Origin of the sequence: Pigmentiphaga sp. GD03639 (assembly GCF_029845405.1) — a bacterium.
Classification (GTDB): Bacteria; Pseudomonadota; Gammaproteobacteria; order Burkholderiales; family Burkholderiaceae_B; genus Pigmentiphaga; species Pigmentiphaga daeguensis.
The window spans coordinates 1-19,015 of record NZ_JAOCLR010000035.1 but is presented as its reverse complement, the minus strand read 5'-3'; the positions used below and the strand labels follow the sequence as shown (position 1 = coordinate 19,015).

Here is a 19,015-nt window from a genome sequence, read left to right as displayed (position 1 = left end):
TTCATGTTTGCCGGCTCATGTCCGCCTTCGGAATCTCGTCCGCCACGGCCCATGCCGCCATCCACCCGCTCCTTTGGCGCGGCTCGCAACTCGCGCGCGCCAACCGTCCGGGCCTGGAAACCGGCCATCCCGACCTGTCCCGCCACCTGCCCGGCGGAGGCTGGCCCCTGGGCAGTCTGACCGAACTGCTGCTGGCACAACCCGGTCTGGGCGAAATGCGGCTGCTCCTGCCCGCCCTGCGGCAACTGCCCGCCCGGCGCAGCATCGTGCTGCTGCATCCGCCTCACGCGCCCTGCGCGCAAGCCTGGCTGGCGCATCGTTTTCCCGCCAGCCAGTTGCTGTGGATCGATCCCAGTCAGGCTGCCGATGCCCTGTGGGCCGCCGAACGCATCCTGCAGCACGGCAGTTGCGGCGCCCTGCTGTACTGGTCCGCCCGGCCACCGGCCAGTGCCCTGCGTCGGCTGCACCTTGCGGCGCAGGCGGGCGACACCGCCTTCTTCATGTTCCGCCATGCCGATGCCGCGCGCGCCTCGTCGCCGTCGCCGCTACGCCTGCTGCTGCGGCCCGCGGGCGACCATCTCAGCGTGACCATCCTGAAGCGCCGCGGCCCCCATCACGAAACGCCGCTGCTGCTGCCGCTCGCGCCGCCGGCGCCCGCCTTCGGCAGCGGCCAGCCTTCCTCCGAGCCTCGCCATGCGTTTGTGGATCAGCGTCTACCTGACGCAGCCCAGCCTCGACGCCCTGAACCCGCTCTGGCAGGATGATCCGGCAGCCGTGATCGTGGTGCTGGACCACGAAGCGGTAGTGGCCGTGACACCCGCAGCTGGCCGGCTGGGCGTACGGCCCGGCATGCGCAAAAAAGGGGCCGGCGCGCTGGCACCCCATGCCGAGTTCCTCCAACGCGATCCGGCGCGCGAGACACAGCTGCTGGAGGCCGCCGCGCTGGCCATGCTGCAATATACCCCCGAGGTGGCACTGGGCCCCGATGCCAGCCTGCTGCTGGACGTGGGCGCCGGCCTGCGAGTCTTCGGCGGTCCTGCCGCCTTGTGCCGACGCATACGCGACAGCTTGCGCCAGCTCGGCTGCCACGCTCGCCTCGGCATGGGTCCCACGGCACACGGCGCCTGGTTGCTGGCGGCACGCGCCACGCCGGGACCGCGACGCGTCCTGCGGGAGACGCCCCTGATACGCCGGATAGCGAACCTGCCCTGCCTGCTGCTGCCTCCTGCACGGCCGCATCGCGACTGGCTGGACGGTATCGGCTGCCGCACAGTGGCGGCCCTGATGAAACTGCCTCGATCCGGCCTGCAACGCCGGTGCGGCCGCGAACTGCTCGACTTGCTGGACCAGGCCTGCGGCCGCAAGCCGGAGCTGTTCACCTGGGTCCAGGCCCCACCCGAGTTCTCGGCCCGCGTGGAATTGCTCTTTCGCATCGACCACGCTCCCGCAGTCCTTGTCGTGGCTCGACGCCTTGTCCAGCAATTGGCGGGCTGGCTACACGCCAGCCAGACCGCGACCAATGCCATCGTTCTGGTCCTGGAACATGAACGCGGCCGATACGCCCGTCCTCCTACCCGCCTGACCGTGTCCCTGGCCAATCCGGGCTGGGAGGCCGACCATCTGCTGCGCCTGCTCAAGGAACACCTGGACCGGCTGGCGATGGAGGCGCCTGCCATCGCCATCGGCCTGCACGCCGATGCCATCGTGCCGCGCGCCACCCCTTCCGAAACCTTGTTCACCGATCCCGGCGGCACACCGGCCGACCATGACCGCCTGCTTGAACTGCTGGTGGCGCGCCTGGGCCCGGACCGGGTCCTGGCCGCCCGCCCCCTGGCCGACCATCGCCCCGAGGTCGCCAGCCGTTGGCTGCCGGCCCTGGATCGTGGCCGGCCCGATGCCGAAGCCTGCGGCTTCGCCGCCGAACGGCCCTTGTGGCTGTTGCGCCAGCCCATCCCCCTCGTCATGCGCCAGCACCGCCCCTACTACGGCACGCCGCTGCGCCTGGTGCGTGGCCCCGAGCGCATCGAAAGCGGCTGGTGGGACGGGGCGCCCGTCGCCCGCGATTACTTCGTGGCCGAAAGCACCGACCGCATCCGCTACTGGATCTACCTCGACCAGGCGCTGGAGGAACCGCGCTGGTATCTCCACGGCCTGTATGCCTGACGCCATGGACCTGCCCGCTTCCCTACCCGGCACCCAGCTTCCCGACTATGCCGAGCTGCAATGCCTGACCAACTTCACCTTCCTGCGGGGCGCGTCCTGGCCCGAGGAAATGGTGGCGCGCGCCGTGGACCTGGGCTATAGCGCGCTGGCCATCACCGACGAATGTTCCCTGGCCGGCGTCGTCCGCGCGCACGTGCAGGCCAAAAAGCAGAAGCTGCCGCTGATCCTGGGCAGCCAGTTCCGGCTGGAGGACGATGCCGGTCCCCTGCCCGTGCAACTGGTACTTCTGGCCATGAACAAGGACGGCTATGGCAACCTGTCCGAGCTGATCACGCTGGCCCGCTCGCACGCGGCCAAGGGCAGCTACCAATTGCGACCGGACGATCTTGCCCACCCTGATACTCGGCACGCGCATTTGCGCGGCATGCCGGACTGCCTGGCCCTGCTCGTTCCAGACCATGGACTCGAGCCCTCCCGCCTGGATGGGCACGCCGCATGGCTGGCCGCTACTTTCCCCGACCGATGCTGGCTGGCGCTGAACCTGCCCAATCGCGCGGACGATCCCCGCCACCGAGCCACGGTGGAAAGCGTGGCTCGCGCGCACGGCCTGCCGGTGGTCGCCACAGGCCAGGTGGAAATGCACGTGCGCTCGCGCAAGCCACTGCACGATGTCCTGTGCGGCATTCGGATGCGCCGGTCCGTGGCCGACTGCGGATACGCGCTGGCGGCCAATGCCGAACAGCATCTGCGGGCACGCGTGCACCTGGCTCGGACCTATCCTCCGGAGGCCTTGCGGGAAAGCGTGCGGATCGCTCGGCTGTGCACCTTCGACCTCGATGAACTGCGGTACGAGTACCCCGAGGAACTCGTGCCGGCCGGGCATACGCCCACCTCCTACCTGCGTAGCGAAACCTATGCCGGTGCGCACAAGCGCTATCCCGAGGGCATTCCCGACAGGGTCCGGGACCGCCTGGAAAAAGAACTCGCGCTGATCGCCGACTTGCGTTACGAGGCCTATTTCCTGACGGTCTACGACATCGTCAAGTTCGCCGTCGGACGCGGCATCCTCTGCCAGGGACGCGGCTCGGCCGCCAATTCCGCCGTCTGCTATTGCCTGGCCATCACCGCGGTCGCGCCGGAAAACATAGATCTGCTGTTTGGTCGCTTCATCAGCAAAGAACGCAACGAGCCCCCTGACATCGACGTCGATTTCGAGCACCAGCGCCGCGAAGAAGTCATCCAGTACATCTATGAAAAATACGGCCGCGACCGGGCAGCACTGACCGCCGTCGTCATCGCCTACCGCTCGCGCAGCGCGCTGCGCGACGTAGGGCGCGCCCTGGGCATGGATCTGGCCCTGGTCGATCGCGTGGCCAAGGCCCATCAATGGTGGGACGGCAGGAACAACCTGCTGCTGCGTTTCCAGGAATGCGGTCTGGCGGCCGAATCGCTGGAAGCGAAACTATGGGCGAACCTGACCGAGCAGTTGCTGGACTTTCCCCGCCACCTGTCCCAGCATCCCGGCGGCTTCGTCATGTCGCACAGCACCCTGTCGCGCATGGTCCCCATCGAGAACGCGGCCATGAAGGACCGCAGCGTCGTGCAATGGGACAAGGACGATCTCGATGCCGTAGGCCTGCTCAAGGTGGACGTGCTGGCCCTGGGCATGCTGACGGCGCTGCGCCGCGCGCTTGAATTCGCCAGCCAGCGGCGGCGGCACACGCTGGAACTTTATGCCATCAAGCATGGCGACGTACCCACCTACGACATGATCTGCAAGGCAGACACCATAGGCGTCTTCCAGATCGAGTCCCGCGCGCAGATGAGCATGCTGCCCCGCCTGCGGCCGCGCAACCTGTACGACCTGACCATCCAGATCGCCATCGTGCGGCCCGGCCCCATCCAGGGCGGCATGGTGCATCCCTTCCTGCGCCGCCGCCAAAAACCGGAAGAGATCGACTACCCCAGCCCCGACGTGAAGGACGTGCTGGAACGCACCTGCGGCGTTCCCATCTTCCAGGAGCAGGTCATGCAGATCGCCATGCGCGCGGCCGGCTACACCGAAGGCGAGGCCGATGAGTTGAGACGCTCCATGGCTGCGTGGAAACGCAAGGGCCGACTGGAAAAACACTACGAGAAAATCGTAGCCGGCATGCTCGAGCGCGGCTACGACATCGAATTCGCCCAGGCCATCTGCCGCCAGATCCAGGGCTTCGGCGAATACGGCTTTCCCGAATCGCACGCAGCCAGCTTCGCACTGCTGGCCTATGCCAGCTCCTGGCTCAAGTGCCACGAACCCGAAGCCTTCCTGGCCGCGCTGCTCAACAGCCAGCCCATGGGCTTCTACTCGCCCTACCAGCTCATCCAGGACGCACAGCGCCATGGCGTGGTCGTCCTGCCCGTCGACGTGCTGGTCAGTAATTGGGACGCCACCCTGGAAGACACCGGCGGCGAACGCCCCGCCGTGCGGCTTGGACTGAACCAGGTGCAGGGCTTGTCCGAAGAAACCGGCCTGCGCATCCAGGCCGCGCGCGAACAGGCGCCCTTCCAGGACGCCACCGACCTGGGCCGGCGCGCCGATCTCGACCGCCACGCCTTGCAGGCCCTGGCGGCCGCCGATGCGCTGCGTGCCCTGTCCGGCCACCGGCGCGCCGCCCTGTGGGAAGCCATCGACAGCGTCCCCCAGCGCGACCTGCTGCGCGACGCCATGGTGCACGAACAGGCGCCGCTGCTCGACGCGCCCAACGAAGCCGACGACATCCGCGCCGACTACGAATCCCTGAAGATGACGCTGCGCCGCCACCCCGTGGCCCTGCTGCGCGACCGCCTGGCCCGTCGCGGCTTCATGCCGGCCGAGGTATTGAAGACCTACCCCGACCGCCGCCTGGCCCGCGCCTGCGGCATCGTGACCGTGCGCCAGCGTCCCGGCACCGCCAAGGGCGCCGTCTTCGTCACGCTGGAAGACGAGACCGGCCAGGTCAACGTCATCGTCTGGCCGGGACTGGTCGAAAGCCAGCGCCGGGAACTGGTCGGCGCGCCGCTGCTGGGGGTGTACGGCACCTGGCAGTCGCACCAGGGCGTCCAGCATTTGCTGGCCAAGCGGCTGGTGGACCTGACGCCGCTATTGGGCAGGCTGGTGGTGTCGAGCCGGAATTTCCATTGAAAGCCGTTCCCTATTGATGGTCCTCGTGCTTCGGCTGGCCTCGGTCGTGCGTCAGCTTGCGCAGCAGCGCCAGGATGAACAGCGCGAACAACGTGCTGACGATGGCGGTCACCTCGCGCCCCATGCCCGCCGCGATGCCGATGGCGGCTGTCAGCCAGATGCTGGCCGCCGTGGTCAGACCGTGGATCTCGCGGCCGTTGGATTTGAGGATGGCGCCGGCGCCGAGGAAGCCTATGCCGGCGATGACGCCTTGCAGGACGCGGCTCATGTCTGCCACCTCCATACCGCCTTGCAGGGGAACAAGGACGAACAGCGCGGCGCCCACGGCGACCAGCATGTGGGTGCGCAGGCCGGCGGAGGTGCCGCGTAGTTCACGCTCCAGGCCTAGGAGGCCGCCCAGGGTCATGGCGACTAGGAGGCGGACGAAAACGCGGGTGAGTTCGGCTACGTCGGGAATGTCGGAGAATTCGCTGGAGGCGGCGGTCCAGATTTGGGTCCAGAGGGGGGCGTCCATAGCTGGCCTTTTTTATTCGGATAATCGTCAGCCTACGGGTAGGCGGGTGGGATGCGCAGTCACAGAGCATTCACGCTCGTAACAAGGTGTAGATCCAGCTCGCGCATGCGCGAGCAAGGGCAGCGACGTATGCACCCCAGTTATCCTGCATCCCTTCTGGATAAGATAACGAGCCATCAGTGCCCTGTTGCCACAACCGATATCTAGGACAGCCGGCCGAGAGCCAAGAAGCAGATCCAGAAACCGGTTCAGCCACGCACGTTCGATGAATTCATGATTTCTATTTTTCTCGAACGCAGCGGCATGCTCCCGATACAGGGAAATGACGTTGTCAGCAGGAGATTTGGGCAACACGGCACTCCGAAAACTTGAGCACGTGACGCGCTCAAGCATATCAGAGCCACCGACACTGCCCTCCCCTCGCCCCTACACCACCGACCGATGCCGCTCGATGCAAGTCCTCAAAATCGTATCGGTATCAAGCTCCCACCACCGATACGAAAATATCTCCACTTCACTAAACCCCGAAAACCCCTGCGCCTCGACCCACCCCCGCGCTTTGGGAATCTCGATCACCCCATCTCCCATCATGCCCCGATCGTTCAACAGATCGGTGGTAGGCGTAAGCCAATCGCAAACGTGAAAAGCCAATAGCCTTTTCCGCCCCGCCCGCTCGATCTGCGCCTGCAACTTCGGATCCCACCAGACGTGATAAAGATCCACCGCCACGCCAATATCCCCGCTACCCGCAGGATCCAGCAGATCGCACACATCCAGCGCCTGCTCCAGCGTATTGATGCACGCCCGATCCGCCGCATACATCGGATGTAGCGGCTCGATGGCGATGGGCATCTTGCGTTCACGCGCATACTCCAGCAATTGCGCGATCCCTTCGGTGACCTGCGCCCGAGCGCGAGCGATGTCGTGGTACTCGGCCTTGCCCTGCAAGCCGCCTGGCAGCCCGCCCACCACCAGCACCAAACATGCGGCGTTCAGTTCGCAGGCCTCGTCCACGGCCCGGCGGTTGTCGTCGCGCGCCCGCGTCAAGCCTGCATCATCCGACGCCGTGAACATGCCGCCCCGGCAATAGCCGGATAAAGCCAGTCCGTGGCTGCGCACGACGCGCGACACCTGTTCCAGCCCTGCCGCCGCGACCTGGTCGCGCCACGGGGAAATGGCGCGCACGCCGTGGCGTGCGCAGGCGTCCAGGATGTCCAGCAGCGGCACTTCCTGGCCGCGCGATTTGCGCACGGTGGCCGTGTTGATGGACATCCAATCATGATCCTGGGAAAAATCTCGCATGAGGCTTAGTCTCCATCCACGCCGTGCATCGCCAGCAATGTTTTCATCCGCCCCACCGCCAGCTCAGGCTGCTCCAGCAACCCCGCCCCATCCGCCAGCCTGAACAGCTCGGCGAAATGCTGCAGCGACCGCGCGCTCTGCTGCCCGCCCACCATCGCGAAGTGGTCCTGGTGGCCGTTGAGCCAGGCCATGAACACGACACCGGTCTTGTAGAAGCGCGTGGGCGCGCTGAAGATGTGGCGCGACAGCGGCACGGTGGGCGCCAGGATGCGGTTGAAGGCGTCCGCGTTGCCGGCCGCCAGTTCCGCCAGCGCCGCGCTGGCGGCCGGGGCGATGGCGTCGAAGATGCCCAGCAGCGCGTCGCTGTGGCGGTGGTTGGGCAGTTCGCCCTGGCCGTCGCCGGCGATGAGTTCGGCGTAGTTGAAGTCGTCGCCGGTGTACATGCGCACGCCGGCCGGCAGGCGGCGGCGCATGGCGATTTCCTTGTCCTTGTCCAGCAGCGAGATCTTGATGCCGTCGACCTTGTCAGGGTGCGCGGCGATCACGCCCAGCGCCGTCCGCATGGCGGCATCCACGTCGCCGCTGCCCCAGTAGCCCTTCAGCGCGGGGTCGAACATGTCGCCCAGCCAGTGCAGGATGACGGGTTCGCGGGCCTGGCCCAGGATGCGGTCGTAGACGCGTTCGTAGTCGGCGGGGCCGCGGGCCACGCGGGCCAGCGCGCGGCTGGCCATGACGATCAGGCGGCCGCCCAGGCCTTCGATGGCGGCCATCTGTTCTTCGTAGGCGCGGATCACGTCGTCGATGCTTCGCGCATCCTCGGGCGCCAGGTGGTCGGTGCCGCAGCCGGAGGCCACGCGCGCGTCCGGCACGTCGCGGGCGGCGTCCAGCGAGCGGCGGATCAACTCAAGGGAAGTCGGCCAGTCCAGGCCCATGCCGCGCTGCGCGGTGTCCATGGCCTCGGCCACGCCCAGGCCCAGCGCCCACAGGCGCTGGCGGTAGGCGATGGTGGCGTCCCAGTCCACGGCGCATTGCAGCCACGGGTCGATGGCCGCCAGGGGATCGGCCACCACGTGCGCCGCCGAATAGGCGATGCGATCGAACTGCGCGCCGGCGGGCGGCGCCTGGAACGGCGCGCGGTCGCGCAGCGCGTATCGCCGCAGGCCACCGGCCGACGGCAGGTTGATGGACAGGCTCATCGCCGGGCTCCGACGTCCAGGCGGGGCACGTCCACCCAGCGCCGTTCCTTCCAGCTTTGCAGCGCGGCCTCGACCAGTTGCACGCCCTTGGCGCCCTCGGGCAGCGTCCAGCGGTACGGCGCATCCTCGACCACATGGCGGATGAAGTGCTCCCACTGGATCTTGAAGCCGTTGTCGTAGACCTGGGTGTCGGGCACTTCCTGCCATTGTTCGAAGAACGGCATGGTCTGTTTCACGTCCGGGTTCCAGACCGGCTTGGGCGTGTTGACGCGCGACTGCGTGCGGCAGTCGGTCAGCCCCGCCACGGCCGAGCCATGCGTGCCATCGACGTGGAAGGTGACCAGGTCGTCGCGCCGCACGCGGGTCGTCCACGAACTGTTCACCTGGGCCACCACGCCGTCGGCCAGTTCGAAGGTGGCGTAGCAGGCGTCGTCAGCGGTGGCCTGGTAGGGCTTGCCGGCTTCGTCCCAGCGCGTGGGGATGTGCGTCTTGCCCAGGCAGGACACGGCCTGCACTTCGCCGAACAGGTTGTCCAGCACGTAGCGCCAGTGGCAGACCATGTCGAGGATGATGCCGCCGCCGTCCTCGGTGCGGTAGTTCCAGGAGGGCCGCTGGATGGGCTGCAGGTCGCCCTCGAACACCCAGTAGCCGAACTCGATGCGCACCGACAGGATCTTGCCGAAGAAGCCCGCCTTGTTGAGCATGTCCAGCTTGCGCAGGCCCGGCAGGAACAGCTTGTCCTGCACCGCGCCGTGCTTGAGGCCGGAGCCTTCGGCCAAGCGGCAGATCTCCACCGCCTCGTTCAGGTTGGTGGCGATGGGTTTTTCGCAATACACGTGTTTGCCGGCGCGGATGGCCTTGGCCAGCAGCGTGGGGCGCATCTGCGTCGTGCCGGCGTCGAAGAACACGGAATCGTCCGGATTGGCCAGGGCCTTGTCCAGGTCCGTGCCCCAGCGCGGGATGTCGTGGGCCTTGGCCAGGGCTTCCATCTTCTCGGCATTGCGGCCGACCAAGATGGGATCGGGCATGACCTTGTCGCCGTTGGACAGCGTGACGCCGCCCTGCTTGCGTATGGCCACGATGGACCGGATCAGGTGCTGGTTCATGCCCATGCGGCCGGTCACCCCGTGCATGATCAGGCCGAGTCGTTGTGTTGCCATGCGTGTCTCCGTCGTCGACTGTGTGCGGGTCTGCACTTAATTCACCATTTGGTGAATAGTGACGATGTCGCGATCGGATGTCAACGGCGGCCGCGGCTCGGGAACAGCGGGAGAAACCCTAATGCGCAAAAAAACCGCGCCGGAATACGGCGCGGTCGACAGGGGTTGGAACGCTGCGGCGGCTTAGAAGTCCATGCCGCCTCCGGCGGGCGCCGGGGCTTTCTCTTCCTTGGGCAGCTCGGCCACGGTGGCGTCCGTGGTCAGGATCAGGCCGGCGATGGACGCCGCGTTCTGCAGCGCCGTACGGGTCACCTTCGTCGGATCGACCACGCCGATGGCGACCAGGTCGCCATATTCGCCCGTCGCGGCGTTGTAGCCGAAGTTGCCCTTGCCTTCCAGCACCTTGGACACGACCACCGAGGGCTCTTCGCCGGCGTTGGCCACGATGGCGCGCAGCGGCGCCTCGAGCGCGCGCAGCACGATGCGGATGCCGGCGTGCTGGTCGGCGTTGGCGCCCTCGAGCTTCTCGACGGCGGCCCGGGCACGCAGCAGCGCGATGCCGCCGCCCGGCACGATGCCCTCTTCCACCGCGGCGCGGGTGGCATGCAGGGCGTCGTCGACGCGGTCCTTCTTCTCCTTCATCTCGACTTCGGTCGCGGCGCCCACCTTGATGACCGCCACGCCGCCGGCCAGCTTGGCCACGCGCTCTTGCAGCTTCTCGCGGTCATAGTCGCTGGTGGCCTGTTCGATCTGCGCCTGGATGGACTTGACGCGGGCGTCGATGCGCGACTGCTCGCCGGCCCCGCCGATGATGATGGTGTTTTCCTTCTGGACCTCGACCCGCTTGGCGCTGCCCAGATCCTCCAGCGTGGCCTTGTCGAGCTGCCGGCCCGTCTCTTCCGAGATGACGGTGGCGCCGGTCAGGATGGCGATATCCTCCAGCATCGCCTTGCGGCGGTCGCCGAAGCCGGGCGCCTTGACCGCGGCGACCTTCAGGACGCCACGCATGGCATTGACCACCAGCGTCGCCAGCGCATCGCCATCGATGTCCTCGGCCACGATCAGCAGAGGCTTGCCGGCCTTCGCGGTGGCCTCGAGCACGGGCAGCAGATCCCGGATGCTGGAGATCTTCTTGTCGTGCAGCAGGATCAGCGGATCCTCCAGGTGGGCGACCTGCTTCTCGGGATCGTTGATGAAGTACGGGCTCAGGTAGCCGCGGTCGAACTGCATGCCCTCGACGATGTCCAGTTCGTTTTCCAGCGACTTGCCGTCTTCCACGGTGATGACGCCTTCCTTGCCCACCTTGTCCATCGCCTGGGCGATGATCGTGCCCACGGCCTCGTCGGAGTTGGCCGACAGCGCCGCCACCTGGGCGATCTCCTTGTTGGTCGAGATGGGCTTGGAGAGCTTGCGCAGTTCCTCGACGACGGTGGCCACGGCCTTGTCGATCCCGCGCTTCAGGTCCATCGGGTTCATGCCCGAGGCCACGTATTTCATGCCCTCCTGCACGATGGACTGGGCCAGCACGGTGGCGGTGGTGGTGCCGTCGCCGGCGACGTCGGCGGTCTTGGAGGCGACCTGCTTGACGATCTGGGCCCCCATGTTCTCGAACTTGTCCTTGAGTTCGATTTCCTTGGCCACCGACACGCCGTCCTTGGTGACCACCGGCGCCCCGAAGCTGCGTTCGAGCAGCACGTTGCGTCCCTTGGGCCCCAGCGTGACCTTGACGGCATTGGCCAGTATGTTCACGCCCTGCACGATGCGGGCACGGGCGCCATCATGGAATTGGACGTCTTTCGCACTCATGTCTTTCTCCTCGTGGTGACGGATCGTCAGGCGGCCTTCTTCAGTTCGTCCCGGGCGCCTTCCAGCACGCCCAGCACGTCCTCCTCGCGCATGACGAGAATCTCCTCGCCGTCGATCTTCACGGTCTGCCCGGCGTACTTGCCGAACAGCACCTGGTCGCCGACCTTGAGCGTCAGCGGACGCACGCTGCCGTCATCGAGGGACTTGCCTGGCCCCACCGCGACGACCTCGCCCTGCTCGGGCTTCTCCGCCGCCGTGTCCGGGATCACGATGCCCGAGGCCGTCTTGCGTTGTTGTTCGATCCGCTTGACGATAACCCGGTCGTGAAGGGGACGAATCTTCATGATCAATCTCCTAAGCGATTGCAAATCATCAGAAAGGGGATGTCGGCACCGTCCGTGCAAGGTCGCCGGTGCCGGCAGCGGCTCGCTGCGGATCGAAAAATAGGAGCGGCTGCGTGCGCTTCAAGAGGGGGATGCGCACGGTGTTTGTATCAAATTGCTACATCAAATGATCAACCGATCCACCCGGCCCAGCCGATAGACGGCGCGCCCCGCGCGGCCCGCCTCCAGCGGATACGGCAGCACCGGGCAAGGCGGCTCGCGGCCCCCCGTCCCGTCCAGCGTGCTGTCCTCGTCCTCTACCCATTGCCACAGCCCGCTCTTGCGAGGGCGGAACAGCCACCGCACATAGCCGCGATGGGCGGCCGCCCGCATCAGCTCGTCGCGGTCGGGAGCCTCCATGACGACGCCGGGATCGGCGCTGTCGGCGTCGGGATAGTCGCCGAACGCCCGGTGGCCCGCCAAGGCCTCACTGGCGGGAGCCCCCAGCCGCCACCAGGGGCGCTTCACCACGCGCTCGAGATCCCAGGCTCCCAGTTGCCATGCGGCGTCCAGCAGCGCCTGCTCGGCCGACTCGATGCCCTCCCCCGGCGCATCGATCTGCAGGGCCGAACCGGCCACCGATCGCGGCGGCAGCGGCAAATCGTCCAGCCGCAGCGGCGTCTCGCGCGCGAAGCCATGCCAGTGGATGATGAGGAGAATGGGCGCGTCCCGTCTGGGCACGGTCGCGGCGGTAACCGCATAGATGGGAAGTTTCATGGCGGCCGCCTGGGCCGCAATCGTTTCAAAGACGTTCATCAGGCCTCCGATTCGATACGCGGGCCGGCATGCGGCCACGGCCCGCCATGCGGAAAAATTTATCGCGGCATGGCGCCCGCTTCAAGCCGCCCGAAATGAAAAAAGGCGGCCTGCAACGCAGGCCGCCAACACAGGCAACAACAACGACAACGAAAAAAGAATCAGCCGGCCACGGGGGCTTCCTTGCCCTCGACCTGGACGCGGAAACCCGAACGCACGTTGGGCCAGTAGTCCCAGATGGCCTTGTGGTGCGTGCAGCGGTTATCCCAGAATGCGATCGAATGCGGTTCCCAGCGGAAGCGGCAGGTCCACTCGGGCTTGTTGCAATGGTCGATCAGAAACTGCAGGATGCGGTCGCCTTCCAGGCGGGGCAGTTCGTTGATGTGCGACGTGAAATCGGTGTTGACGAAAATCAGCTTCTTGCCGCTTTCGGGATGGCGCACGATGACCGGGTGCGAGGAAATCGGCGTGCCGGGACCGAAGACCCGCGTGCCGTCATGGGTGGCGGTCAGGCCTTCCAGGTAGGTCTTCATCCGGGGCGACAGCGCGTCGTAGGCAGCGTACATGCTGGCGAACATGGTGTCGCCGCCGCCGTGCGGAGGCACCGTGTGGTTGTACAGCATGCTGCCCAGCGGCGGGATGGGCGCACAGGACTGGTCGCTGTGGAAGTTCTCGCCCGAGATCTGCTTGGAGGTCTCGTCGTAGTGGAACTTGCGCACCAGGGGATTATCGGTGGTCTTGCTGATGGTGTTGACGCCGACGTGCTTGCCCAGCGTGCCGAAATATTCGGCCGTGCGGATCTGGTCCTCGAAACTGATTTTCTGGTCACGAAAGAAAATGACCTGGTATTCGATGAAAGCCGCGTGCAGTTCCTTGACCTCCTGGTCGGACAGCGGGCGGGTCAGATCGATATTCCCGATTTCCGCGCCTATATGCGGGGATATGGGTTTGACCGTGATGGCTTCATATTTCATGATGTTTTCCTGATTCCGCAATGACAAACTACCGGACACGCCCGGCGGCCACCGGCGACCCGGTCGGCATGGGTGAAATCATCCCTCTTGGGCCGCGATCCTGCTAGCCTTCAGTTCGACTAGTTGTTATGCAGTTTTCGCATTACTCACGCAACCGGTTCGCTGCCCACCAGGGTTTCCGCCGCCGTCTGCCGCAGCAGGTCCACGGTCTTGGCCGTCAGCAGCGTGGGCGGCCGCCGGCTGTGCGTGACCAACCCAATCACGCCGCCCACCACGGGCTCGACCAGCGGGCAGATGCGCAGGTCGGTGCCCGGCATGCCCGCGCGCACCAGGTTGTAGGGCACCACGGCCGCGCCGAAGCCCTTGTCGACCAGCGCCACGATGGCCTCGACCCCGTCGATCTCGAAGGCGATATCCAGCGCGATGCCCTGCCGCGCGGCCTCGGCCTCGACCAGCATCCGCAGCGGATGCGGCTCGGACGGGAAGATCAGCCGGTGCTCGGCCAGGTGGGAAAAGGCCAGGGGCCGGCTCTCCTGTGCCGTCTCGGTCTTGCGCAGGATCAGGCATAGCGGCTCGCGCACCAGGGGCTCGATCTCGGTCAGGGTCGAGACGGCCGGGTCGTACATCAACGCGGCATCCAGCTTGTCGGAGATCAGGCGTTCGTACAGCGTCATGCTCAGCGCCTCGACGATGGTCAGCCGCGCCAGCGGGAAGCGCTCGCTGAAGGCGCGCACCAGCGGCACGGTCAGCACCCTGCCCAGGGACGGCGGCATGCCGATGACCACCCTGCCGGTGATTTCGGTTTCCGACCGCGACAGCACCTGGGTGGCCGCATCCAGCTGTTGCAGCACGCTGCGGGCGAACAACAGGAACTGCTCGCCCGAATCGGTCAGCACGATGCCGCGCCCATGGCGATGGAACAGGGTCTTGCGCAGGTCCACCTCGAGCTGGCGGATCTGCCTGCTCAGGAAAGGCTGTCCAAGGCCGAGCGCCGCGGCAGCGCGGCTGAAACTGCCATGCTCGGCCACGCGGACGAAGTATTCGAGCTGCTTGAAATCCATGGTTTTCGGTCTAACAGAAATGCAGTATTCGCATAGCTTGTTGCTATCTTCCAGCTAAGGCCGTAATTTGGCAAGAAGGTCTTGACACGGTTCGACGCGCGCTTATAGTGTGTCACCTATTAACCATTGGACCATACACGAAACACGACATCCGGTTTGACGGCCAGGTGTCGAAACTGTTTTTCGTGGGAATCCGATGGCCTGCGCAAACCATCCCCGGATTGCGCGGATTATTAACGGAAGAGACATCAATAATATTCCCGTCCATGGGGCCGGAATAATCACCCTTTATCCGCCTGGAACCGGCCGGATATTTTCTTCCTTCGTTTTTTTCGTCCAGAGAGCATTCACCATGGCATTGAGAAAATACGTGCTGCGAACCTGTGTTGCCGCGGCCTTCGCGTCCCTCGGACTGTCGGGAGCCGCCAGCGCGCAGGGTTACCCGACCCGCCCCGTCACCATGGTGGTGCCCTTCGCCGCGGGGGGCTCCTCCGACATCCTGGCCCGCGCCTTCGGCGCCTCGCTGGCCGCGCGCCTGGGGCAACCGGTCATCATCGAGAACAAGCCCGGCGCGGGCGGCATCATCGCCTCGGACTACGTGGCGCGGGCGCAGCCGGACGGCTACACGCTGCTGTTCGGCACCATCGGTACCCATGCCATCAACCCGGTGCTCAAGAAGACCCTGCCCTTCGACGTCGCCAAGAGCTTCACCGCCATCGGCCGCCTGCAGGACGGCCCCCTGGTCCTGGTGGTCAACCCCTCGCTGCAGGTCAAGAACCTGCAGGGCCTGATCGACTACGCCCGCGCCAACCCCGACAAGCTGTCGTATGCCTCGGCGGGCATCGGCGCCATCTCGCACCTGGCCGGCGAGCTGTTCAAGTCGGAAGCCAAGGTGGAGATCGTCCACGTTCCGTACAAGGGCGGCGGCGCCGCCATGCCGGACCTGCTGGGCGGACAGGTCCAGCTCATGCTGGAAACCATTCCCAACACCTTGGCCTCGGTGCGCGCCGGCAAGCTGCGGGCGCTGGCCATCAGCAGCGACAAGCGTTCGGCCGCGCTGCCCGACGTGCCCACCTTCAAGGAAAGCGGCCTGAAGGGGCTGGACGTCACGACCTGGACCGGCCTGTTCGGCCCCGCGAACCTGCCCGCCGACATCGCGTCGCGCCTGAACGCCGAGATCGCCAAGGTCGCCGCCGATCGCGACTACATCGCGCGCATCGAGCAGACCGGCAGCGAAGTCGCCAAGCCCATGTCCAGGGAACAGTTCGCCGCCTTCGTCGGCAGCGAGGTCGCGCGCTGGCGCAACGTGGCGCAGGCCGCGGGCGTGCAGCCGGAATAAGCCTGGGCCCTTCCCCCTAGCCCGGAGAGTCGCCGCGCGGCCCTCCGGCCGCGGGCGCCGCCTTTCCGGCCGATGCGGATTGCACGGGCGGCGCCTGGGGAGACAGGGATTTCACGCAGGCGACATAGTCGGCGTCGACCTCGGCCAGCGAGGTGCTGCCCTCGTAGATTTCCGAGACCAGCCCGATGAACCAGGTACGGGTCTCGGCATCGTCCAGGCGAGAGTTCGAAAGCACGGCGTCGATCGTGCGCTGGGCGGTCCATCCCATGTCCCTGAGCCGGACGATGACCTCTTTCACGTCACGACTGGTCACGCACTCCTCCTGCCCCGAAGTCGTGACACCTGCCCGGTCGTGACCGGTCATGGCGCACCCCATCGTCACAGCGGTCGCGAGTCCCGCGAGCACCGTTCTCATGGATTCCGCAATCCTCGTAATTTGTCGTTGTCTGCCCAGCAGGCAAGCATATAGAAGCGCGGCCGCGAACTCCACAGCGCCGCGCCGCTCGTTGCGCCGCGCGCGACACGGCCCGCCGACGCAACCAAGCTGTTAAACCCGGAAAAAACCGCAACGGCGCTGTAACCCCTCGCGACCGGCCATGCGGCTAAGCTGGACCCAAATCGGAACGGACTCCGCCATGCGCATTCCTCCCACGACGCGCGAGACCCGCCCCACTGCGGAAGCCCACCTCAGGGCAGTGGTGCACCCACTGCGTCCGGACATCCCGGCCGGCGCCATCACCATCGAAACAGACGAACGCGGGCTCTGGAGCGCCCAGATCTTCGGCGTCGAGCAGTCGCTGCAAAGCCCCGGGGAATCCCTGTATCAGGAGGTGATGGACCGCCTGTCGCACTGGCATCCCATCTACGAACACGACGAGATCGCGGCGCTGCTGACCACGCTCAAGATCATCGCGCCCAAGGCGGGGCTGGCCATCCCTCCCGGCTCCCTGAAGCTGATCGAACTGCCCGCCGGCGTCCTGGTGCTGACGCTGAACGACGTTCCCGTCGTGGCGTCGGAAGACCCGCTGCACCTGCTGTCCCAAGCCGTCGTCAGCCTGCGCGCCGCCCAGGACTCCGCGCGCTGAGCGCGGCCCCGGGCATCCCCCAGCATCCGGGAAAAGCGGCGGCTGGTATCATGATGCTCCCCGCCCCTCCAGGGCGGGCCAGCAACAGGTGAAGCATGTTCCCAGCACGACTCACAGACGGCTACCGCTCTTTCCTGGGCGGCCGCTTCAACGACGAACGCACCCGCTACAAGACGCTCGCCGAAAAGGGCCAGAAGCCCGAAATCATGGTCATAGGCTGCTGCGATTCCCGCGTGGCCCCGGAAGTCATCTTCGACGCCGGCCCCGGCGAGATCTTCGTGGTCCGCAACGTCGCCAACCTCGTCCCTCCCTACGAAGGCATCACCCAGCACTACCACGGCACCAGCGCGGCGCTGGAGTTCGCCGTGCAGTCGCTGCGCGTCAAGCACATCGTCGTGCTCGGCCACGCGCTGTGCGGCGGCGTCTCGGCCTTCGCCAACAGCGCCGACCCGCTGTCGCCCGGGGATTTCATCGGCAAGTGGATGCAGCAGATCGCCCCGGTGGTCGAACGCACCGTCCCGCCTGGCGAAAACCCCGGCATGTACATCCGGCAGCTGGAACTGGCCACGGTCGAACACAGCCTGAACAACCTGATGACCTTCCCCTGCGTGCGCATCCTGGTGGAACGAGGCCAGTTGCAACTGCACGGGGCCTATTTCGGCGTCGCCACCGGCGTGCTGATGGTGCGCGACCCGGCCACCGGCGAGTTCCATCCCGTCTCCGAAAGCCCGCTGCCGCTGGACTAGGGCAACAATTTTTACGCAACGTCATCCGGCGCCGGCGGTCCAAGCGGTTTGCACCGCGCACGGCCGCTGCGCATGGAGCCTGGACCATGATGTTACGTATCGCCGCCACGGCGCTGTTGTCCCTGTCCCTACCCTTGCTCGCCCACGCCGCCGGGACCGCCCGGCTGGCCGGGCTGGACGACCGGGGGCAGCCTTTCTCCGCCTCGGTCGAATACGCCGGCAACAATCTGCGGGCGGCCTCGCCCCAGAGCCCCAACAACTACCTGCTGGCCCGCGGCGACAAGATCTACGCCGTCAGCCGCGTCAACGGGCAGCAGGTGGTCATGGAAGCGGCCGACCTGATGCGCATGGCGGGCGGCCTGATGCCCAGCCCGACGGCCGCCCTTGAACAGGTCAGCGCCATCGTCTCCCTGCAACCGACCACGCGCAGCGAAACCGTGGCCGGACTGGGCGGCACCGTCTACGTGCTGACCTACGAGGACGGCCGCCGGCAGCGGCGCACCGAAGAACTGGTCCTGACCTCGGCGCCGGCGGCCAGCGAACTGACCGCCGCGGCGCTGAAACTGGGCCGCAGCCTGGCCTCGCTGTCGGGCACGCTGCTTCCGCCCGGCGCCGACGACCTGGCGCGGCGCCTGCAGGCCGATCGGCTGGGCCTGCTGCGCTTCGGCGACCGCTTCCGGGTCGAGACCCTGGACGACCGCGCGCCCCCGCCTTCGCGCTTCGAAATGCCCGGCGGCTCGTTCCAGATACCCGACCTGCGGGGCCTCTTGCCCGGCCTGGGCGGCCGCTGAGCGGCGGGCACGCAAACCGCGCGGACCCGGCTAGAATGCCGGGATCCGCACGCCTGCCCGAGCCCATGCTCCCTCCCGTCCTGTCCGCCCCGCGCCACGGGCAAACGGAGTCCCCATGACACGCGCCACGAGATTCGGCGTGATCACCATCGTCGTCGGGATCGCCGTCCTTGGCCTGAAATACCTCGCCTACCGGCTCACCGGCAGCATCGCGCTGTATTCCGACGCGCTGGAAAGCATCATCAACGTGGCCACGGCCGTCATCACCGTGGTCGCGCTGTCGGTCAGCGCCATGCCCGCCGACGCCAACCACCCCTACGGCCACAACAAGGCCGAGTACCTGTCCGCGGTCCTGGAAAGCACGCTGATCGTGTTCGCCGCGCTGACCATCCTGCGCGAGGCCTACCAGGGCTTCATGAATCCCCGCCCGCTCGACGCGCCGGTGCTGGGCATGGCGATCAACCTGGGCGCCACCCTGATCAACGGCGCCTGGGGCACCCTGCTGATGCGCTACGGGCGCCGCTGGCACTCGCCGGCGCTGGTCGCCGACGGCCGCCACCTGTGGACCGACGTAGT

Annotated in this window: 18 protein-coding genes; 8 read left to right on the top strand and 10 right to left on the bottom strand. The window is 66.7% G+C overall.

Annotated elements, in window-relative coordinates:
• The first annotated feature begins 17 nt into the window (after positions 1-17).
• Genes imuA through N5K27_RS24990 form a run of 3 tightly spaced genes read left to right on the top strand, consistent with a single transcriptional unit; the run spans position 18 to position 5,326 of the window.
• Positions 18-764, top strand: coding sequence for a translesion DNA synthesis-associated protein ImuA (gene imuA, locus N5K27_RS25000; RefSeq protein ID WP_087841058.1), 747 nt, complete (start codon positions 18-20; stop codon positions 762-764).
• Complete coding sequence (locus tag N5K27_RS24995; protein WP_279819942.1) at positions 694-2,163, top strand: DNA polymerase Y family protein; 1,470 nt, start codon at positions 694-696, stop codon at positions 2,161-2,163. The genes imuA and N5K27_RS24995 overlap by 71 nt, the downstream gene beginning before the upstream one ends.
• The gene (locus N5K27_RS24990) at positions 2,156-5,326 is read left to right on the top strand and encodes an error-prone DNA polymerase (RefSeq protein ID WP_347945545.1); all 3,171 of its coding nucleotides are present in this window, start codon (positions 2,156-2,158) and stop codon (positions 5,324-5,326) included. Before N5K27_RS24995 ends, N5K27_RS24990 begins: the two co-directional genes overlap by 8 nt.
• A gap of 10 nt (positions 5,327-5,336) precedes the next feature.
• Here the strand turns inward: N5K27_RS24990 and N5K27_RS24985 are convergent, their stop codons facing one another.
• The 9 genes from N5K27_RS24985 to N5K27_RS24945 form a co-directional block, all read right to left on the bottom strand.
• Complete coding sequence (locus tag N5K27_RS24985; RefSeq protein WP_087841284.1) at positions 5,337-5,840, bottom strand: MgtC/SapB family protein; 504 nt, start codon at positions 5,838-5,840, stop codon at positions 5,337-5,339.
• Positions 5,841-6,266: 426 nt separating this feature from the next.
• Positions 6,267-7,142 (bottom strand): sugar phosphate isomerase/epimerase family protein, encoded by an 876-nt coding sequence (locus N5K27_RS24980; RefSeq protein ID WP_279819939.1) that lies wholly within the window; start codon positions 7,140-7,142, stop codon positions 6,267-6,269.
• Between the two features lie 5 nt (positions 7,143-7,147).
• Complete coding sequence (locus tag N5K27_RS24975) at positions 7,148-8,338, bottom strand: dihydrodipicolinate synthase family protein (protein ID WP_279819936.1); 1,191 nt, start codon at positions 8,336-8,338, stop codon at positions 7,148-7,150.
• Positions 8,335-9,498 carry a Gfo/Idh/MocA family oxidoreductase gene (locus N5K27_RS24970; protein WP_087841281.1) on the bottom strand — a complete coding sequence of 388 codons (1,164 nt, stop codon included), beginning with the start codon at positions 9,496-9,498 and terminating at the stop codon, positions 8,335-8,337. Before N5K27_RS24970 ends, N5K27_RS24975 begins: the two co-directional genes overlap by 4 nt.
• A gap of 183 nt (positions 9,499-9,681) precedes the next feature.
• Complete coding sequence (gene groL, locus N5K27_RS24965; RefSeq protein ID WP_087841280.1) at positions 9,682-11,304, bottom strand: chaperonin GroEL; 1,623 nt, start codon at positions 11,302-11,304, stop codon at positions 9,682-9,684.
• Positions 11,305-11,330: 26 nt separating this feature from the next.
• On the bottom strand, positions 11,331-11,648 hold the full coding sequence (locus N5K27_RS24960; RefSeq protein ID WP_087841279.1) for a co-chaperone GroES: 318 nt from the start codon (positions 11,646-11,648) through the stop codon (positions 11,331-11,333).
• A 162-nt stretch (positions 11,649-11,810) separates the two neighbouring features.
• Complete coding sequence (locus tag N5K27_RS24955; protein WP_087841278.1) at positions 11,811-12,443, bottom strand: diguanylate cyclase; 633 nt, start codon at positions 12,441-12,443, stop codon at positions 11,811-11,813.
• 161 nt (positions 12,444-12,604) lie between these two features.
• Positions 12,605-13,417 (bottom strand): TauD/TfdA family dioxygenase, encoded by an 813-nt coding sequence (locus N5K27_RS24950; RefSeq protein ID WP_087841277.1) that lies wholly within the window; start codon positions 13,415-13,417, stop codon positions 12,605-12,607.
• 146 nt (positions 13,418-13,563) lie between these two features.
• Entirely contained in the window at positions 13,564-14,478 is a 915-nt protein-coding gene (locus N5K27_RS24945) for a LysR family transcriptional regulator (protein WP_279819929.1), read from the bottom strand.
• 352 nt (positions 14,479-14,830) lie between these two features.
• Between N5K27_RS24945 and N5K27_RS24940 the strand changes: the two genes are divergently transcribed.
• Positions 14,831-15,817 (top strand): tripartite tricarboxylate transporter substrate binding protein, encoded by a 987-nt coding sequence (locus N5K27_RS24940; RefSeq protein WP_279819926.1) that lies wholly within the window; start codon positions 14,831-14,833, stop codon positions 15,815-15,817.
• Between the two features lie 16 nt (positions 15,818-15,833).
• On the opposite strand, the gene N5K27_RS24935 is transcribed toward N5K27_RS24940, so the two are convergent.
• Positions 15,834-16,130 (bottom strand): hypothetical protein, encoded by a 297-nt coding sequence (locus N5K27_RS24935; protein WP_279819924.1) that lies wholly within the window; start codon positions 16,128-16,130, stop codon positions 15,834-15,836.
• A 322-nt stretch (positions 16,131-16,452) separates the two neighbouring features.
• Here N5K27_RS24935 and N5K27_RS24930 point away from each other — a divergent pair, with 322 nt between their 5' ends.
• The 4 genes from N5K27_RS24930 to N5K27_RS24915 all read left to right on the top strand — a co-directional run.
• Positions 16,453-16,902 carry a hypothetical protein gene (locus N5K27_RS24930; protein ID WP_132980294.1) on the top strand — a complete coding sequence of 150 codons (450 nt, stop codon included), beginning with the start codon at positions 16,453-16,455 and terminating at the stop codon, positions 16,900-16,902.
• Positions 16,903-16,997: 95 nt separating this feature from the next.
• Positions 16,998-17,648 (top strand): carbonic anhydrase, encoded by a 651-nt coding sequence (locus tag N5K27_RS24925; protein WP_087841272.1) that lies wholly within the window; start codon positions 16,998-17,000, stop codon positions 17,646-17,648.
• 86 nt (positions 17,649-17,734) lie between these two features.
• The gene (locus N5K27_RS24920) at positions 17,735-18,439 is read left to right on the top strand and encodes a hypothetical protein (RefSeq protein ID WP_087841271.1); all 705 of its coding nucleotides are present in this window, start codon (positions 17,735-17,737) and stop codon (positions 18,437-18,439) included.
• A 115-nt stretch (positions 18,440-18,554) separates the two neighbouring features.
• On the top strand, positions 18,555-19,015 hold a 461-nt coding region (locus tag N5K27_RS24915; RefSeq protein WP_279819920.1), incomplete at its 3' end, for a cation diffusion facilitator family transporter.